Source organism: Massilia sp. LMS1-1-1.1 (assembly GCF_040815535.1).
Lineage (GTDB): Bacteria > Pseudomonadota > Gammaproteobacteria > Burkholderiales > Burkholderiaceae_D > Janthinobacterium > Janthinobacterium aestuarii.
This window is the reverse complement of the sequence record NZ_JBFPNG010000012.1, coordinates 336,442-353,300: the sequence shown is the minus strand read 5'-3', so window position 1 is coordinate 353,300 and position 16,859 is coordinate 336,442. Positions and strand designations below refer to the sequence as shown.

Below are 16,859 nucleotides of genomic sequence, written 5' to 3'. Positions count from 1 at the left end.
CCCTCCCTTTTTCCATGAATCTAGCCTGCAAGCGCCCGTGATAGCGATAACGAGACCCCTGCAACGCCTTGCCCGCCGCCTGTACCGCATCAGTCTGGTGCCCCTGTTCGCGCTCGTCCTGCTGCTGGCACTGTGGGCGGCCGTCTACTATCAGGTGGGCCAGGAGCGGGCCAGCGCCGTGCGCGACGCCGTGGCCGTCAGCCAGTCGCTGGCGCGCACCCTGGCCGACCATACCAGTTTCACCCTGCGCCAGACGGACCATGCCACGCAATTGTTCAAGCTCAAATACGAGGAAACGGACGGCGGCCTGCGCCTCAATGAATTCACACGCCGCCAGGGGCTGCTCGACAGCGTGCTGCCATCGAAGCTGGAACTGCCGATCGCCCTCATCGACGCGCAGGGCAATGTAATCGACAGCGCCCACGCCTATTTGCCGGAAAGCCTGGCCACGCAGCCATTTTTCAGGGCACTGGCCGCCAACGCATCCGACACGGCCCTGGTCGACACACCGATGCTCGACGCGGACGGCAAGCGCTGGACCATCCGCCTGGCGCGCCGCCTGAACGATGCGCGGGGCCGCTTCGCCGGCGCCATCGTCATCCACGTCGACCCCACGTATTTTGTCGACGACTACGACCGCCTGAACCTCGACGAGCATGGCGCGCTGATGCTGGTGGCGCGCGACAGCGGCCTGACGGTGGGGCGCATCGGCGAGCAATTGATCCTCAGCGACCGCATCGACTTCCGCATGCCGGGTCCGCCGCGGCACGCCCCCGAGGAACTGCTGATCGAGCCGCCCGTCGACGCGACGCCGCGCATCTACAGCTACCGCGAGCTGCCGCGCTACCCGCTGCTGGCCGTGGTGGGCGTGAGCCGCGCCGCCGCCCTGGCCCGCTTCGAACACCGCCGCCTGTTGTATGTGGGCGCGCTGCTCGCCGCCACCGTGCTCATTGCCGGCTTTACGGCCCTGCTGATGCGCCAGAGCGCACGCCTGCGCCGCAGCATCCGCCAGGCCACGGAAACGCAGGCGCTGCTGCGCGCGGCGCATCACGGCAGCCTCGACTCCGTGCTGCTGCTGAAAGCCTGGCGCCCTGCCCAGGGCAAGCCGGTGGAAGACTTCATTTTCGCCGACGTCAATGAGCGGGCCGCCGATATGCTGGGCAAGCCGCGCTCCGAACTGCTGGGCCAGCGCGTGCTGGCGCACATGCCGCTGCTGCGCGGCGAGCGTTTCTTCCAGCGCTTCGTGCTGGTGATGGAAACGCGCCAGCCGCTGGAGGATGAATTCGAACTGACCTTGGCCTCGGGCGCCACGCGCTGGCTGCGCCACCAGGTGGTGCCAATCACCGACGGCGTGGCCGTGACCTCGCGCGACATCAGCGCGCGCAAGCACGACGAACTGGCGCTGCAGGACAACCGCAGCTTCCTGCAGTCGCTGATCGACCATTTGCCCGTGCTGGTCTACGTGAAAAGCGCACGGCCGGAAAACTTCGGCCAGATGGAAGTGTGGAACAAGGCGGCCGAGGACATCACCGGCCACCTGGCCGCCGACGTCATCGGCAAGACCGATTGCCAGGCATTCCCGCCCGACTTCGGCCTGCACGACGCCGAGGACGACCGCGCCATCCTGGCCGAGCACGGCGTCATCGACCATACGGAAAAGCCGCTGCGCCTGGCGGATGGCAGCCTGCGCTACCTGCGCGCCGTCTCCGTGCCCGTGTTCGACGAGCGCCAGCAGATCGAACATATCCTGTGCATCGCCGAGGATATCTCGCAGCGCCGCCAGCAGGAACTGGAACTGCGCCAGAAACAGGCCGAGCTGGCCGCCGTCAACGACGCCTCGCCGCTGGGGCTCGTGCGCCTGGACCGCCAGCGCCGCTGCACCTACGTCAACCGCACCTTCGAATCGATCACGGGCCTGCCCCGCGCGGCCGCCCTGGGCGCCGGCTGGACCAGCGCCCTGCATCCGGACGACTATCCGCTGATGCACGTGGCGCTGGAACAGCTCACGCGCAGCCATGCGCCATTCCAGTCGACCCTGCGCTGCCTGCAGCGCGACGGCCGGCTGGTGTGGGTATCCGTCAAAATTGCCCCCATCCTCATCGACGGCAAGATCGAAGGCTACGTGGGAACCCTGGACGACATTACCACCTTGCGCGAATCGGAAGTGGCGCTGCTGGAAAGCGAAGCGCGCCTGCGCACCATCGCCGACACCTTGCCGGCCATGATCGCCTACATCGACGCCGACCAGGTCTACCGCTTCCTGAACATCGCCTATGAACGCGAATTCGGCCTGACGGGCCGCCAGGCGCTGGGCAAGCGCGTGCGCGACACGGTGGGCGAGGCGCGCTACCGCACCGTGGCGCCGTATATCGAAAGAGTGCTGGCCGGCGAAACCTTGAGCTTCGAGGAAGAAGACGAGAAGGAAGGCATCGAGCGCTGTATGGAAGTGATCTACATCCCGCAAATCGGCGAAGACAAGCTGCAGGTGGTGGGCTTTCACGTGATGCGCCAGGATATCACCGTGCAAAAGCGCGAAAAACAGCGCTTGCTGAAGCTGGCCCAGGTCGATGCGCTGACGGGATTGTCGAACCGCGCCGGTTTCCAGCAAAAACTCAGCGACGCCATGCACGCGAGCCGCCAGCAGCAGCACCTGATGGCCGTCATGTACATGGATATCGACCGCTTCAAGCCCGTCAACGACACGCACGGCCACGGCACCGGCGACGCCCTGCTGCGCGCGTTCGCCCAGCGCCTGACGCACACCATGCGCGCCACCGACATCATCGCCCGCCTGGGCGGCGACGAATTCACCATCATCATGGAACAGATCACCCGCCCCGACGACGCGGCCGTGCTGGCGGAAAAAATCGTCGCCGCCATGCAGCAGCCGTTCGAACTCGATGGCATCACCGTGCGCATTTCGGCCAGCATCGGCCTGGCCTTCTACCGCGACGAAGACATTTCCCCCGCCGTGCTGCTGCAGCGCGCCGACGTGCTGCTGTACAAGGCCAAGCAGGATGGGCGCAATACATACAGAGCTGGCGCATTGACGGCTTGATGGCTGAGAGCAAGCCCAACTGAAGGCTGGGGTCAGACCCAACGGGTCTGACCCCTATCATTCCTGCTATATTGGCGCCTGTCCTCCCTACCGTTGCCACACCATGCGCCTGCTGCACACTTCCGACTGGCATCTGGGCCAGACCCTGCACAATTTTGAAAGGGGCTACGAACACCAGCGCTTCCTCGACTGGCTGCTCGACACGCTCGTGGCAGAACAGGCCGACGTGCTGCTGGTCGCGGGCGACGTATTCGACAACGCCAACCCGTCGGCCGCCTCGCAAAAGCAGTTATATGTCTTCCTGCAGCAGGCGCGCGCGCGCCTGCCCGCGCTGCAGCTCGTCGTCGTCGCCGGCAACCACGATTCGGCCGGCCGTCTCGAAGCACCCGGCCCCCTGCTGGCCGCGCACGGCACACACGTGATCGGCCATTTGCTGCGCGACGAGGCGGGCAATATCGACCTGGAGCGCTTGCTGCTGCCGCTCGCCGGCAGCGATGGCCAAGTGCAGGCATGGTGTCTGGCCATGCCCTTTTTGCGCCCTGGCGACGTGCCGAAACTCCCGGCCGGCGACACGCAGGACGCCTACCTGGGCGGCATCGCCCTGCTGTACCGGCAATTGACGGACCTGGCGCTGGCGCGCCGCCAGCCAGGGCAAGCCATCGTCGCCATGGGCCACTGCCACATGGTGGGCGGCGAAATGTCGAACGACTCCGAACGGCGCATCGTCATCGGCGGCACGGAAATGCTGCCCTCAGGTATTTTCGATACCGCCATCGCCTATGCGGCGCTGGGCCATTTGCACAAGGCGCAGGCCGTGGGTGACCAGGAGCACATCCGCTACTGCGGCAGCCCGATTCCCCTGTCGTTCGCCGAAGTACACTACCGCCACCAGGTGCTGTGCCTCGATATCGACGGCGAAGCGCTGCAATCCGTGCGCGCCATCGAAGTGCCGCGCGCCGTGCCCCTGCTGCGCGTGCCCGCCACGCCGGCGCCCATCAACGAAGTACTGGCGCAGCTGGCCGCCCTCGACGTGCCCGCCGCGCCACCGGAAGCGCAGCCCTTCCTGGAAGTGCGCGTGCGTCTCGATGCACCGGAACCGGGCTTGCGCACGCGCATCGAAACGGCGCTCGACGGCAAGCCCGTGCGCCTGGCGAAAATCGAAACGTCGAGCGCCGCGCGCAGCAGCGCGCCCGAGAACCTGACGCTCGACCAGTTGGCCCAGCTACAGCCCGACGATATCTTCCGCCGCCTGTACCTGCAAAAATATGGCAAGGAAGCGCCACCCGAACAACTGTCGGCCCTGGCCGAACTGCTGCTGCCCGGCGCGTGAGCGCAACTGAAGAACCATGAAAATACTGAAAATCAGCGGCAAGAACCTGGCCTCGCTGGCCGGCGAATTTGAAGTCGACTTCCAGCAGGAGCCGCTGGCGTCTTCCGGCCTGTTCGCCATCAGCGGCCCCACGGGCGCGGGCAAGAGCACCTTGCTCGACGCCTTGTGCCTGGCCCTGTACGACGCCACGCCGCGTTTGCTGAAAGTGCTGGGACGGGGCAGCGCCCTGCCCGACGTGGGCAAGGAAACCGTCAACGCCCAGGATACGCGCACCCTGCTGCGCCGCGGCACGCCTGACGGTTACGCGCAAGTGGACTTCGTCGGCAACGATGGCGCAAGCTACCGCGCGCGCTGGAGCGTGCGCCGCTCGCGCACCAAGGCGGAAGGCGCGCTGCAGGCCACCGCCATGAGCTTGCACCAGCTGCCCGCGCTGCAGCCCATCGGCGGCACCAAGACGGAAGTCAAGGAAGAGATCGAAAAGCGCATCGGCCTGTCGTTCGACCAGTTTACGCGCGCCGTGCTGCTGGCGCAGAACGAGTTTTCCACCTTCCTCAAGACGGAAGACAATGAACGGGGAGAGTTGCTGGAAACCCTGACGGGCAGCAGCATCTATACCGATATCTCCATGCGCGCCTTCGAGCGGGCGAAAAAGGAAAAGCAGGTCCTCGAGCGCCTGGGTGAAAAACTGGCCGACCAGCGGCCCTTGTCGCCGGAAGAACGGGCGGAGACCGAAGCGCTGTGCAGCGCGGCCGACACCGTCCTGCACACCATCGACTTGCGCAAGGCCGTGCTGGAACTGCAGCAGCGCTGGCACCAGGAAACGCACAAGCTGCAAGCCCAGGTGGCGTCCGCGCAGCAAGCACTGGACAGCGCGGATGCAGAACGGGCCGCCGCCGAAGAACGCCGTGCGGCGCTGGCGCAGTGGGAATTGCTGCAGCCGGCACGGCCCCTGATCGACGACGTGGCGCGTCTGGCCGGCGAGATCTCCAGCACGGACGCGGCCTTGGAAGCGTCGCGCGCGCAGGCGGCGCAGGCAGTGGCCAGCGAAGCGCAACTGGCGCAGGCCGTGCAGCTGGCCGCAGCGGACTTGCTGGCGAAGGAAGCGGCGCAGCGCGATGCGGCGCCCCTGCTCGACCAGACCAAGGCGCTCGATGCCGGCATTGCGGCACACTTGCCCGCGCATGAGCAGGCAAAGCAAGCGGCGCAAGGTGCCGACCAGGCCAACGAGGCGGCGCGCGCCGCGCTGCACGCGCTGCAGCAGCGCCAGCAGACCGCGCAGGGGGAACAGGAAGCGGGTCGCCAGTGGCTGGCGTCGCATCAGCAGTGGCAGGCACTGGCGCAATCGTGGCAGTTGTGGGATCAATTGTTTGTCCAGGCCGGGCAAGCGGCCGCGCAAGCCGATGCGGCCGACGCCAGCATGGCCGCATCGGCGCGGCAGGTGCGCCAGGCCCTTGACACCACACAGGCGGCACAAGCAGCGCTGGCCAGCGCCGCTGCCGCGCTGGCGCTGCGCGATGCCGAACGGCGCGAGGCACTGGCGGCCGTGCAAGCCATCGATGGCCAGGGGCTGCAGGAACAGCGCGGCCAGTTGGAGGCGCACGCGCGCATCTTGAGCAGCGCGGAAAAAACCTGGAGCGAACTGGCACGCCAGCGGCAGGCGCTGGCGCACTGGCAAGCGAAGGCGGCCCAGTTGGCGCAGGCCGCACAAACGGAAAGCACGGCACTGGCGGCGGAAGCGGCGCAAACGGCGCTGCTGGAAGCACGCCTGGCGCAGGCGGAAAAATCGTTGAAGGGCGCCGAAGCGGCATGCGCGGCCAGCGTCGAGCAGCTGCGCGCCAATTTGCAGGACGAGCAGCCCTGCCCCGTCTGCGGCGCGCTGGAACACCCGTACAGCCACGCCGACGATGCCTTGCAGGCGATGCTGGCCAGCTTGCAGGATGACGTGCTGGCCTGCCGCACGCAGGTGCGCGGCAATCTGGAACGACTGGCCACGCACAAGGCGGCACTGGCAGCCCATATGCGCGAACAGGCGCAAACGGCGGAAGAACTATCTGCCCTGCCGCCCGCCATCGATAGCCTGAACGCACAGTGGCAACCGCATGCGGATACCCTGCAGCTGCCGCAGGAAGACGAGCGCACGGACTGGTTCACGCGGCAGCTGGCGGCCAATGCGGCAGGCTTGCAGGCGCTGGCGCAACAGGAAACGGCGCTGCGCCAGGCCGGCGCGCGGCGCGAGCAGACGCAGGCGGCGCACGAACTGGCGTCCAGCGAGCACGCGCGCTGCACAAGCGCCGTCGCCGATGCGCAAGCGCGGCTGGCCCAGCTGCAGGCGCAGCAAGCGGGCAACGCCGACAAGGGCGAGACGGCGCGCGCCGCGCTCGATGCCTTGCTGGCGCAGCTCGATGGCGCCTTTGCCGACGCCGACGGCGCCGAGGACTGGAAAGAGGGCTGGCGCGCTGGCCCGGCCGCCTTCCGCGCCGCGCGTGAATCGGAAAGCCGGCAATGGCTGAAGCAGCAGGCGGACCAGGACAAGCGCGGCCACGCGCTGGCGACCCTGGCCGCGCAACTGGAAGCGGCGCTGCTGGCCGCCGGCAAGGCGCAGCACACGGCGCAGGAAGCCCATGCCGCCTTTGCCGCCGCCGACAAACAACGCACGGCGCTGCAAGCGCAGCGCAACGCGCTATGGCAGGGCCAGAGCGTGGCCGAGGTCGAGCGCAGCCTGGCAGCGGCCATCGCGCAGTCCAAAGAACAGCTGGCGCAGCAGCAAACGGCAGCGCAATCGGCCAGCCAACAGCGCACGCGCCTGGACGAAGCGTGCGCGCAGCTGTCGCAGCGCCTGGCCGCCTTGCGCGAACAGGAACACGGCGCCGCCGCCGCCCTGCACGACTGGCTGCGCCAGTTCCAGGATGCCCATCCGGCCCAAGCGCCCGCCGACATGGCCGGCTTGCGCGCGCGCCTGGCCATCGCGCCGGACGCCATGCGTGCCGAACGCGACGCCCTGCAAATGATCGCCGACCGCCACACGGCGGCCGTTTCCGTGCTGGCCGAACGGCGGCAGCAGCTGGCAGCGCACGTGCAGCAGCCGCCCGAAGCGCTGGAAATGGACGTGGCTACGCTGCAGGCCGCGCTCGACGCCCTGCTGCAAGAACGCCAGGCCGCGAACGAGGAAGCGACGCGCTTGCGCCTGGCCATCGCGCAGGACGACGCCCGGCGCCATAGCGCGCAAGCGATGCTGGCACAGATCGAGGCGCAAGCCGTCATCGAGCGGCGCTGGGCCAGCCTGAATGAGTTGATCGGCTCGGCCGACGGCAAGAAATTCCGCAACTACGCGCAGCAATTCACCCTGGAAGTGCTGCTCGGCTATGCCAACGCGCACCTGAACCACCTGGCGCGCCGCTACCAGCTGGAACGCATCGACAACCCGAACAATCCATCGCTGGGCCTGATGGTGCGCGACCAGGACATGGGCGGCGAGCTGCGCTCCGTGCACTCACTGTCGGGCGGCGAATCGTTCCTCGTCTCGCTGGCCCTGGCGCTGGGCCTGGCCTCGCTGTCATCGAACCGCGTGCGCGTGGAATCGCTGTTCATCGACGAGGGCTTCGGCAGCCTGGACACGGAAACCCTGCGCGTGGCCATGGATGCGCTCGACGGCTTGCAAGCGATGGGCCGCAAGGTGGGCGTCATCTCGCACGTACAGGAAATGACGGAGCGCATCGCCACCCGCATCCTCGTGCAGCCGGGATCCGGCGGCAAGAGCGTGGTGACGGTACGTTAGGTCGCTAACGGCTGGCCGGCTCCCGGCACAGCCTGAGCATATCCCAGCCCAGCTCGCGGCGGATCTGCTCGGGGTCGGGCGGCGGCCGGCGCTGTTCCAGCTCCGCTTTCAGCCATTTTCTGACCAGCTCCTTGGCGGGCTGTGCAGGCTTTTCCTTGTCATGCTTGTCCATGGTGCTACCTCGTCAATGGATACCAGATGGCCTCCGTACTCTCTCAACGTGATAGACCTGATTCAGTTGACTTCCGCGTGGCGCAGTTGCAACAGTATGTAACAGCAGGCGGAGTGGGGTAAAATCCCGCCCTTCGCATATGTTCCCGTATGCCCCGCAACAGTTCAAGGAAGCCCATGAAAGCCGCCCGCAGCCTCACCTTCAAGTGCGTCAAATGTCACAAATCCATGCAGGTCTACCTGCAAAAAGTCTCCGCCTGCTCGCATATCCAGCCATACCAGGGCATTTGCGCATGCGGCGAACTCAAGCGCCACGCCACGGGCCAGGCCGATGCCGTCAAGTCCTACCTGGAGTCGGCGGACGGTAGCTGGTCGCACCACCACTAATGGTTAAAGAATGGGAAGATATTGCCGTTAATTCGCATATCTTCCCCATTTGAACCGACCATGTCCCAGCTTCCCGCCCTTGCCAGCCGTCAACCCGCCTCGAATACGCTGGCTGGCCAGCAGCCGTCCCGCACGGGCAACGGCGCCACGGGCCTGGCCGGCTCACCGCTGATGCAGCGCACGGCGCAAGACGTCGTGGCCCTGTCGAAGAATGGCCTGGACCTGTCGGCCAAGGGGCTGTCGCAACGGACCGATGCGCTGGGCAACGCCACCGTCGACGTGGCGCAAGATTTTCTGAGCAACATGACGCGCCAGCTGTTCGGCGACGGCGCCACCATTGCCTTCGATTCCGTCGACCTGCAGGCGGGAGCCAGTTTCAGCAGCGGCGGCGCCAGCGTCTCGGGCCCCAATGGCAGCAGCCGCGCAGCCGCCTTCAGCCTCGATGAAAACGCGCATTTCATCGGCAAGGGCAAGATCACGACGGCCGACGGCCAGACCTTCGACTTCGAAGTGGAAGTGCAATATCAATCGAACATCAGCGCGGGCGTGCTTGAGCAAACGCAAAACGAAACGCCGGAAGCCCCGGCATCCGATGACGGCGTCCTGCCCGCCAAACAGTTGCCCGACACGCATTTCGGCGGCAATCTGCACGACCTGTTCAAGCTGCTGGGCCAGCAGTTGCAAAGCAATCTCTATCAGGACATGTCCGATGGCTCCAGCGCCAGCGGCAACGATGGCGACCTGGCGGGCAGCCTGAGCTTGCGCTTGCTCAAGCTGGTGCAGCCGGACGCAGCGGTCGAAACCGGCAAGAAAACCGTGGAAGCCACGCCGGAAGACCAGGCGCGCGCCCGCGCGCTGGCACTCGCCTATGGCACGGACAGCGCCGGCAGCACAGACGGCACGGCCAGCAACGTATAATGGAAGACGGCCTGCGCAGGCGACCATGCCGCGCGCCCCCTTCTATCGATTGAATCCCATGTCCGACACTTCTTCACCTACCGTTCATCCGCAGATCCACTGGAGCGAAAACGGCGCCGAACACGCGGCCCGCTGGCGCTCGGAAAGCGGCATGCCGCCGCCCAAGCGCGTCGTCATCGCCGATGACCGCACGACGGCCGACCAGGCTTACCGCCTGGCCTGCGAAGGCACGGCCATGCTGTGGCGCGGCGACTTCCAGAACGCGCGCCAGCTGCTGCAGGCGCTGGCGCGCCGCGCCGACCACAAGAACGACAAGCCAAGCAAGAAGGCCAAGGCCGCCAAGCTGGCCAAGCCGGAACCGACCGCCACAGAAGCGTTCCATCTGCACCGCCAGGCCCAGTCGCAACGCGCCCGCACCCTGGCCATGCTTCTGTTGCCGTTCGACGCCGACTACACGATCCCGCTGCGCCGCGCGCCGGACGTGAAACTGGCGTGCAATGAAGCGTATGGCCGCGGCGAAGAGCCGTTTATCGCCTCCTTGCGCGAACTGCTGGGCCTGATCGGCGCGCACGAATGGCGCCGCACGGGCGTGGAACTGCCGGCCCTGGGCCAGCGCATCCATCCGCACTACGGCGTGTTCGCGCCGATCCGCGGCGAATACGTGGGCCTGGTGGCGGAAGCGCCGCTGCCCGCGCGCGCCAGCCTGGCCTTCGATATCGGCACCGGCACGGGCGTGCTGGCCGCCGTGCTGGCGCAGCGCGGCGTCGCCCGCATCGTCGCCACCGACCAGGACCCGCGCGCCCTGTCCTGCGCGCGCGAAAACCTGGCGCGCCTCGATGTGATCGACAAGGTCGACGTGGTGCAGGCCGACCTGTTCCCTGCGGGCCGCGCGCCGCTCGTCGTGTGTAATCCGCCATGGCTGCCAGCCCGTCCAAGCTCGCCGATCGAATACGCCGTCTACGATCCGGACAGCCGCATGCTGCGCGGTTTCCTCACCGGCCTGGCCGACCACCTGGAACCAGGCGGCGAAGGCTGGCTGATCTTGTCAGACCTGGCCGAGCACCTGGGCTTGCGCCCTCGCGCGCAATTGCTGGAATGGATACAACAGGCGGGCCTGAAAGTCATCGACCGCCTGGATGTGAAACCCACGCACCCGCGCGCACAGGACGCCACCGACAGCCTGCATGCGGCCCGTTCGAAGGAAGTCACCTCGCTGTGGCGCCTGGCGGCGGCGTAATCGAGGGTCTGAAACCCCGCCATTGCGCATTGCAGCAAACCCCGCTATAATTCGCCTGCGGGGTGGAGCAGTCTGGCAGCTCGTCGGGCTCATAACCCGAAGGTCACAGGTTCAAATCCTGTCCCCGCAACCAATATCTGAAAGCCGCTGATTTCTGCAAAGGGATCAGCGGCTTTTTCATTCTGGTCCATTCTGTACAGCCATGTTAAATTCATACTTTAAATGTACAAGGGCCACACCTTGAAATCATGCCACACTGTTACCCTGCTTGCCGTCCTGTGCTTTTCCGCCACGGCACAAGCCCAGTCCCAGGCGCAGCGAGATGTCGAATATCTGCAAGAGTTCATCGTTCCTTTGGCCAAGCTGCAACTTGAGAGGCAAGGCCATTTCCTCCCGCTGGGCGCGGCCCTGAAGCAGACCGACAAATTCGTCCTCATGCCCGCAAGCACAGCTGCGATGTCGCTACTGCCGGCCGACATGATCAAGCTGATACAGGAAGCCCTTGTGCAAGGCGCCGCCGATGGCGAATACAAGACAACCGCCCTCGCATATGACGCTACCGTCCCCCTGCCCTCGTCCGGCAAACAATCGGATGCGATAGCCGTGGCGCTCGACCACCGCGATGGCTATTCGATCATCACCTTCCTGCCATACGAAGTGCGCGGCAAGAAAGTCCATATGGGCACGCCGTTTGCACGCCAGGGAACGGCCACGGTTTTCAAGCAAAAGTAAGCGGTGCGGCAGGCATGCCGAAGATCATTCCCGCAGCGCAGCAAACTGGTATATAATTCGCCTGCGGGGTGGAGCAGTCTGGCAGCTCGTCGGGCTCATAACCCGAAGGTCACAGGTTCAAATCCTGTCCCCGCAACCAATACATAAAAACCGCTGATTCCTGCAAGGGAGTCAGCGGTTTTTTTCATTCCGGGTCAGGCCCGCTTTTTACACGGCGACGCTGGCCCTGATCTGCCTGGCCGCCGCGTGCAGGCTGGCCGCTACCCGTTCCAGCTTGTCGGCGCCCGCCGTTTCGGACAGGGCGGCAAAGGCGCTGATATGAAACGTCGCCACCATGGCTGGCGACACTTCGAGCTCGAGCGCCGTCTTGCTCAGTTCCGTCGACGCCTCGAGATAGGGCTCGCTGCCCGCCTCGAACGCCTGCTTGGTTTCCAGCAATTCCTGGCCGCCTTCGGCCTTGGCCAGGCAGGCATCGACTTTTTGCTGGAAGGCCGGCAAGGTATCGCGCACGGGTCCGGCGTCCGGCGCCGCTTCCGGTTCCGGCTCCACTGGCGCAGGCGTGGCTGCGGCCGGCTTGCCCGCCGCAGGCATGTCGCGCATCGTCAGCCAGCGCTCGACGGCGAGGAAATCGGCAAACGGCTCGGCCACCTTGGGATTCATCAGCCAGACTTCGCCCGTGCGCCAGTCTATCCGCGCGCCGCGTTCGTTTCTCGCCAACAGAATATCCTTGCCGCCATCGGGGTTCGACACCCGGCCGATATCGAGCCAGTTCATCAATTCCGCCTGGCGCGACATCGCGTTGACCCGATGAAAATAGGCCAGCCATAAAAATCTGGCGACCAATAGAACCAGGGCACCGCCAACCATCCACATCATTTTTCGCTCCGCTCCGCACCACATCGACAAGCCGCATTTTCTCACATGAAAGCTTGCGTAAAGGAAACTTTTACATCTGCCGTGCGCAGGCGCAAATCCGGCACCGCGCGTGGCCCGGGCGCGCAGTCGCATTTCAGCAACGCCGCGTTTTCCTGATTGCCTGGCGCACGCCGCTGCGTTATTATGAGAACAATTCTCATTTAGATTAAGCTATCCCACCCTCTTCGCATGCTGTCCGCCCCTTCCCCGCCATCCGACTTCCAGGCCCTGTATGCCGAGCACCATTCCTGGCTGCTGCACTGGCTGAAGCGCCGCCTGCACGATGCGGGGCTGGCCGGCGACCTGGCGCAGGATACCTTCATCAAGATTTTCGTTGCGCGCAGCAGTGCGGGGATCGCGCAGCCGCGCCCCTTCCTGGCCACCATCGCCAAGCGCCTGCTGGCCAATCACTGCCGGCGCGAAGAGCTGGAACGGGCCTATCTCGACGCCCTGCTGCACCAGCCGCAAGCGTGCACGCCGTCGCCGGAAGCGATGTCCATCCTGCTCGAATCGCTGCAACTGGTCGACCGCGCGCTGGACCAGCTGTCCGCCAAGGCCAGGGCCGCCTTCCTGCTGGCCCACCTGGACGGCATGACCTACGCCGAGATCGCCGCCGAGCTGGGCACCACCACGCATTCCGTCAAAAAATACCTGAGCAAGGCCAACCTGCTGTGCTTTTTTGCCGTGCCCGATTTTGCCGCCTCCTGACATGCGCGGCGCCACCGTCTACGCACAGGGCCAGCCCATCGATCTGGTCATCGCCATGCAGGCAGCAGAATGGCTGGCCACCCTGATGAGCGGCGAAACGACGCCGGCGGAAAAAACGGCCTGGCAGCAGTGGCGCCAGGCGCACCCCGACCATGAACGGGCGTGGAAACACATCGAAAGCGTCAGCGGCGGCTTGCGCGAACTCGATGCGCAGGCCAGCCGCACGGCGTTGACACAGCGCTCCCGCCCTGCCTCGACCATCTCGCGCCGCCGCAGCCTGCAGTTGCTGGCGTGGGTATCGGCCATCGGCCTCACGGGCTGGTTCGGCGCGCGCTCGGAATACGCGCCCGACATGGCCCGCGCCGCGCTGGCCGACCTGTCCACCGGCGTGGGCGAACGCCGCGAGCTGACCCTGCCCGACGGCAGCCGCCTGCACCTGAACAGCGGCAGCGCCGTCAACATCCGCTACACGGGCACGCAACGCCTGCTGCAACTGGTGCAGGGCGAAGTGTTCATCGCCACGGCCCGCGAAACGGGCATGCCCTACCGCCCCTTCCTCGTCGAAACGGCGCAAGGCCACGCACAGGCGCTGGGCACGCGCTACTCGGTACGCCAGGCGGACGGCAGCACCCTGGTCGCCGTCGAGGAAGGCGCCGTGCGGCTGATGCCGCGCCATGGCAACGCCAGCCCGGTGCTCCGCGCGGGCCAGGGCGGCGGCATGACGGCGCAGAATACCTTGCCCGCGCACGCCGTCTCGCCCGATGTCTGGGCCTGGCGCCAGGGCTTGCTGCTGGCCGACGCCATGCCGCTGCGCGACTTCCTGCATGAACTGAGCCGCTACCGCCACGGCTTGCTGGGCTGCGACGACGCCGTCGCCGGCCTGCGCATCTCCGGCGTCTTCCCGCTGGCAGACCTGGATGCCGTGCTGCTGTCGCTGCCCGATTCCCTGCCCGTGGACGTGCGCCTGCGCACTCGCTACTGGGTGCAGGTCGAGGCGCGCCAGCCGCGCTGAAAATATATTTTGACGCCGGCGCAAAAAAAAGTACCCGCTTTCGATTCTCGCGTGACCTGTGTAGGCAACGTTCTTTTTGACGACTACAACACAAGGTAACCATGTCTCCTGCCATTCATTCCAAGCCGCGTATCAAACCCATGGCGTATGCCATCGAGCTCGTCTTCATCGGTTCGGCCCTGCTGCTGAACGTCCAGGCGCCAGCCCTGGCGCAGGAAAGCGCGGCCGCCACTGCGGCCAGCCTCGACTTTCAGGTGCCCGCCGGCGACCTGGCCACCGCGCTGCGCCAGGTCGCCAGCCAGTCGCGTGTCATCCTCAGCTTCACGCCGGAGCAGACGCGCGGCAAGACCTCGGCCGGCTTGAGCGGCCGCCACGACGTGCTGGCCGCCCTGAACGGCGTGCTGCGCGGCACGGGCCTGAAGGCCGAGCGCAGTGCCAACGGCAGCTATGTGCTGCGCCCGGCCGACCCGGCGGCGAGTGGCGAAGCGATGGCGATGATGCCGGAAGTGTCGGTCAAGGCGCAGCAGGATGCGACGGAAGGCTCGGGCGCGTATGTCTCCCCCCTGCCGATCGCCACGGCCACGCCGCTGGGCCTGTCGATCAGGGAAACGCCGCAGTCGGTCAGCGTCATCACGCAGCAGCGCATGCAGGACCAGGGTTTGAACACGATCGCGCAAGTGATGGCACAGACGCCGGGCATCACGCTGTTCTCGCTGGGCAGCGAACGCACGGGCTTTACTTCACGCGGCTATTCGATCACCAATTACCAGCTCGATGGCGTCAGCACGCATTCGGAAAACCTGGGCCTCAATGCGATACCGTCGCAAAGCCTGGCCGACATGGCGCTGTACGACCGCATCGAAGTGCTGCGCGGCGCCTCGGGCCTGATGACGGGCGCGGGCGACGCCTCGGGCGCCATCAACATGGTGCGCAAGAAGCCGACGGCGCAGTTCCAGGCCTCCGTCGAGGGCGAGCTGGCTTCCTACGATGAGCGGCGCGCCATGGCCGACGTCTCGGGTCCGCTGAACGAGACTGGCAGCGTGCGCGGCCGCCTGGTGACGGTGTACGAAGAAGGCGACAGCATCATCGACGGCTACAGCCGCAACAAGAAAGTGGTCTACGGCGTGGTCGAAGCGGATCTGTCACGCGACACGAAGCTGACGGCCGGCGTCACGCACCAGCGCAAGCGCTCGAACGGATCCTTGTCCTACCTGGGCTTCCCCCTCTTCTACAGCAATGGCGTCATGACGGACCTGCCGCGCTCTTTCAGCCCGGCCGCCAAGTCGAACCGCTTCGACACCAATTCGACCGACCTCTTCGCCACCGTGGAGCACGCGCTGGCCAACGACTGGAAACTGAAAATCTCGGCCAACCGCGTGCAATCGTCGCAGGAAGAACGCGCCGTCTACCTGAGCGTGAGTGGCGGCTTTCCCGACCAGGCCACGGGCGATGGCCTGAGCTTGAACGCCGACTACCGCGACTACCAGCTTCAGGTCAACAGCGTGGACGTCAATGTGCGCGGGCCGTTCAGCGCATTCGGCCGCCAGCACGAGCTGGTGCTGGGCATGGACTACAGCGAATTTCAAAGCACGACCGATGGCCGTTTCGACAGGGGCGTCGAAAACACGCCCGTCAACCTGTACAGCTGGAATCGCACGGCAACACCCGTGTTTGGCGGTACCACCGTCATCTACGACAGCACGCGCCGCCAGGCCAGCGCCTACGCGGCCAGCCGCTTCAACCTCTCCGAACGCCTGAAACTGATCGCCGGCGCCAAGGTGCTGCGCTACAGCGAGAACTACATCTCGGACGCGCCTTCCGTGAATTTTTACAGCGCGTCCCCCGCCTCGGAGAGCCGTGTCTTCACGCCGTATGGCGGCCTCGTATTCGATATCGACGGCACGCACAGCGCCTACGCCAGCTACTCCACCATCTACCAGCCGCAAGCATCGCAAGACCGCTACGGCAAGCTGCTGGCGCCGCGCGAAGGCAAGACCTTTGAAGCGGGCATCAAGAGCGGCTGGCTCGATGGCCGCCTGAACACCTCTACCGCGCTGTACCAGATCCGCCAGAGCAATCTGTCCGAATCGGACCCCGGCTACACCGTGCCTGGCACGAACAATCCTGCCAACCGCACCATCAAGGGCGCCAAGACCCAGGGCGTGGACGTGGAAGCGACGGGCGCCATCACGCCGGACTGGAACGTGTCTGCCTCGTGGTCGTACAGCCAGACGGAAAACAATGCCGGCAAGGCCATCCTGACCACCTTCCCGCGCCACCTGGTGAAATTGTGGACGACTTACCGCCTGCCCGGCGACCTCAATCGCCTGACCATCGGCGGCGGCGTGAACTGGCAAAGCCGCGTGTATTCGGACATCGACGCGTGGCAGATCAACAGCACCATGCACTGGGAACAGAAGGCGTACTCGGTGGCCAGCCTGATGGCGCGCTACGACGTCAACGAGAAGCTGTCTGCCACCGTCAACGTGGCCAACCTGTTCGACAAAAAATACACGGCGTCCGTGTCGGACTGGTGGTACTCGGGCATGTATGGTCCGGCGCGCAAGGTGGCGTTGAGCGTGCGTTACCAGTTCTAGCATTTCACACCGGCGCAGG

The 16,859-nt window shown here is 65.9% G+C and carries 12 protein-coding genes and 2 tRNA genes; 12 read left to right on the top strand and 2 right to left on the bottom strand.

Translation table 11 applies throughout. From position 1 onward, the window contains the following. Nucleotides 1-37: 37 nt before the first annotated feature. The 3 genes from MRBLMS1_RS11605 to MRBLMS1_RS11595 all read left to right on the top strand — a co-directional run bounded on the left by MRBLMS1_RS11605 (nt 38) and on the right by MRBLMS1_RS11595 (nt 8,163). Entirely contained in the window at nt 38-3,058 is a 3,021-nt protein-coding gene (locus MRBLMS1_RS11605) for a PAS domain-containing protein (protein ID WP_485879496.1), read from the top strand. 103 nt (nt 3,059-3,161) lie between these two features. After that, nucleotides 3,162-4,388, top strand: coding sequence for an exonuclease SbcCD subunit D C-terminal domain-containing protein (locus MRBLMS1_RS11600; protein WP_485879495.1), 1,227 nt, complete (start codon nt 3,162-3,164; stop codon nt 4,386-4,388). Nucleotides 4,389-4,404: 16 nt separating this feature from the next. Further along, on the top strand, nt 4,405-8,163 hold the full coding sequence (locus MRBLMS1_RS11595; protein ID WP_485879494.1) for an AAA family ATPase: 3,759 nt from the start codon (nt 4,405-4,407) through the stop codon (nt 8,161-8,163). Nucleotides 8,164-8,167: 4 nt separating this feature from the next. On the opposite strand, the gene MRBLMS1_RS11590 is transcribed toward MRBLMS1_RS11595, so the two are convergent. Continuing rightward, nucleotides 8,168-8,335 (bottom strand): hypothetical protein, encoded by a 168-nt coding sequence (locus MRBLMS1_RS11590; RefSeq protein WP_166449232.1) that lies wholly within the window; start codon nt 8,333-8,335, stop codon nt 8,168-8,170. Nucleotides 8,336-8,511: 176 nt separating this feature from the next. On the opposite strand from MRBLMS1_RS11590, the gene MRBLMS1_RS11585 reads away from it, so the two are divergent. From MRBLMS1_RS11585 to MRBLMS1_RS11560, 6 genes are all read left to right on the top strand, one after another. Continuing rightward, nucleotides 8,512-8,721: a hypothetical protein gene (locus MRBLMS1_RS11585; RefSeq protein WP_034755039.1), complete on the top strand. Its 210-nt coding sequence runs from the start codon at nt 8,512-8,514 to the stop codon at nt 8,719-8,721. A gap of 60 nt (nt 8,722-8,781) precedes the next feature. Next, nucleotides 8,782-9,639, top strand: coding sequence for a hypothetical protein (locus tag MRBLMS1_RS11580; protein WP_485879493.1), 858 nt, complete (start codon nt 8,782-8,784; stop codon nt 9,637-9,639). A gap of 25 nt (nt 9,640-9,664) precedes the next feature. Further along, nucleotides 9,665-10,876: a methyltransferase gene (locus tag MRBLMS1_RS11575; RefSeq protein ID WP_485879492.1), complete on the top strand. Its 1,212-nt coding sequence runs from the start codon at nt 9,665-9,667 to the stop codon at nt 10,874-10,876. 56 nt (nt 10,877-10,932) lie between these two features. Continuing rightward, a tRNA-Met gene (locus MRBLMS1_RS11570) sits at nt 10,933-11,009 on the top strand. A gap of 107 nt (nt 11,010-11,116) precedes the next feature. Next, the gene (locus MRBLMS1_RS11565; RefSeq protein WP_485879491.1) at nt 11,117-11,608 is read left to right on the top strand and encodes a hypothetical protein; all 492 of its coding nucleotides are present in this window, start codon (nt 11,117-11,119) and stop codon (nt 11,606-11,608) included. Between the two features lie 62 nt (nt 11,609-11,670). Then, nucleotides 11,671-11,747 (top strand) — tRNA-Met (locus tag MRBLMS1_RS11560). 68 nt (nt 11,748-11,815) lie between these two features. Here MRBLMS1_RS11560 and MRBLMS1_RS11555 read toward each other — a convergent pair. Then, a complete protein-coding gene (locus MRBLMS1_RS11555) occupies nt 11,816-12,484 on the bottom strand; it encodes a hypothetical protein (protein ID WP_456149163.1) in 669 nt (222 codons plus the stop codon). A 228-nt stretch (nt 12,485-12,712) separates the two neighbouring features. On the opposite strand from MRBLMS1_RS11555, the gene MRBLMS1_RS11550 reads away from it, so the two are divergent. From MRBLMS1_RS11550 to MRBLMS1_RS11540, 3 genes are all read left to right on the top strand, one after another. Next, complete coding sequence (locus tag MRBLMS1_RS11550) at nt 12,713-13,231, top strand: sigma-70 family RNA polymerase sigma factor (RefSeq protein WP_128139868.1); 519 nt, start codon at nt 12,713-12,715, stop codon at nt 13,229-13,231. 1 nt (nt 13,232) lies between these two features. Next, nucleotides 13,233-14,243 (top strand): FecR domain-containing protein, encoded by a 1,011-nt coding sequence (locus MRBLMS1_RS11545; protein ID WP_485879490.1) that lies wholly within the window; start codon nt 13,233-13,235, stop codon nt 14,241-14,243. A gap of 101 nt (nt 14,244-14,344) precedes the next feature. Then, nucleotides 14,345-16,840, top strand: a complete 2,496-nt coding sequence (locus tag MRBLMS1_RS11540; RefSeq protein ID WP_485879489.1) for a TonB-dependent siderophore receptor — start codon at nt 14,345-14,347, stop codon at nt 16,838-16,840. Nucleotides 16,841-16,859: the final 19 nt, after the last annotated feature.

Excerpts from the sequence above, each read along its gene's own strand:
- MRBLMS1_RS11600 (WP_485879495.1), top strand. The coding sequence starts at position 3,162 with ATGCGCCTGCTGCACACTTCCGACTGGCATCTGGGCCAGACCCTGCAC.
- MRBLMS1_RS11595 (WP_485879494.1), top strand. The coding sequence starts at position 4,405 with ATGAAAATACTGAAAATCAGCGGCAAGAACCTGGCCTCGCTGGCCGGC.
- MRBLMS1_RS11590 (WP_166449232.1), bottom strand. The coding sequence starts at position 8,335 with ATGGACAAGCATGACAAGGAAAAGCCTGCACAGCCCGCCAAGGAGCTG.
- MRBLMS1_RS11585 (WP_034755039.1), top strand. The coding sequence starts at position 8,512 with ATGAAAGCCGCCCGCAGCCTCACCTTCAAGTGCGTCAAATGTCACAAA.
- MRBLMS1_RS11580 (WP_485879493.1), top strand. The coding sequence starts at position 8,782 with ATGTCCCAGCTTCCCGCCCTTGCCAGCCGTCAACCCGCCTCGAATACG.
- MRBLMS1_RS11575 (WP_485879492.1), top strand. The coding sequence starts at position 9,665 with ATGCCGCGCGCCCCCTTCTATCGATTGAATCCCATGTCCGACACTTCT.
- MRBLMS1_RS11555 (WP_456149163.1), bottom strand. The coding sequence starts at position 12,484 with ATGATGTGGATGGTTGGCGGTGCCCTGGTTCTATTGGTCGCCAGATTT.
- MRBLMS1_RS11550 (WP_128139868.1), top strand. The coding sequence starts at position 12,713 with ATGCTGTCCGCCCCTTCCCCGCCATCCGACTTCCAGGCCCTGTATGCC.
- MRBLMS1_RS11545 (WP_485879490.1), top strand. The coding sequence starts at position 13,233 with ATGCGCGGCGCCACCGTCTACGCACAGGGCCAGCCCATCGATCTGGTC.
- MRBLMS1_RS11540 (WP_485879489.1), top strand. The coding sequence starts at position 14,345 with ATGTCTCCTGCCATTCATTCCAAGCCGCGTATCAAACCCATGGCGTAT.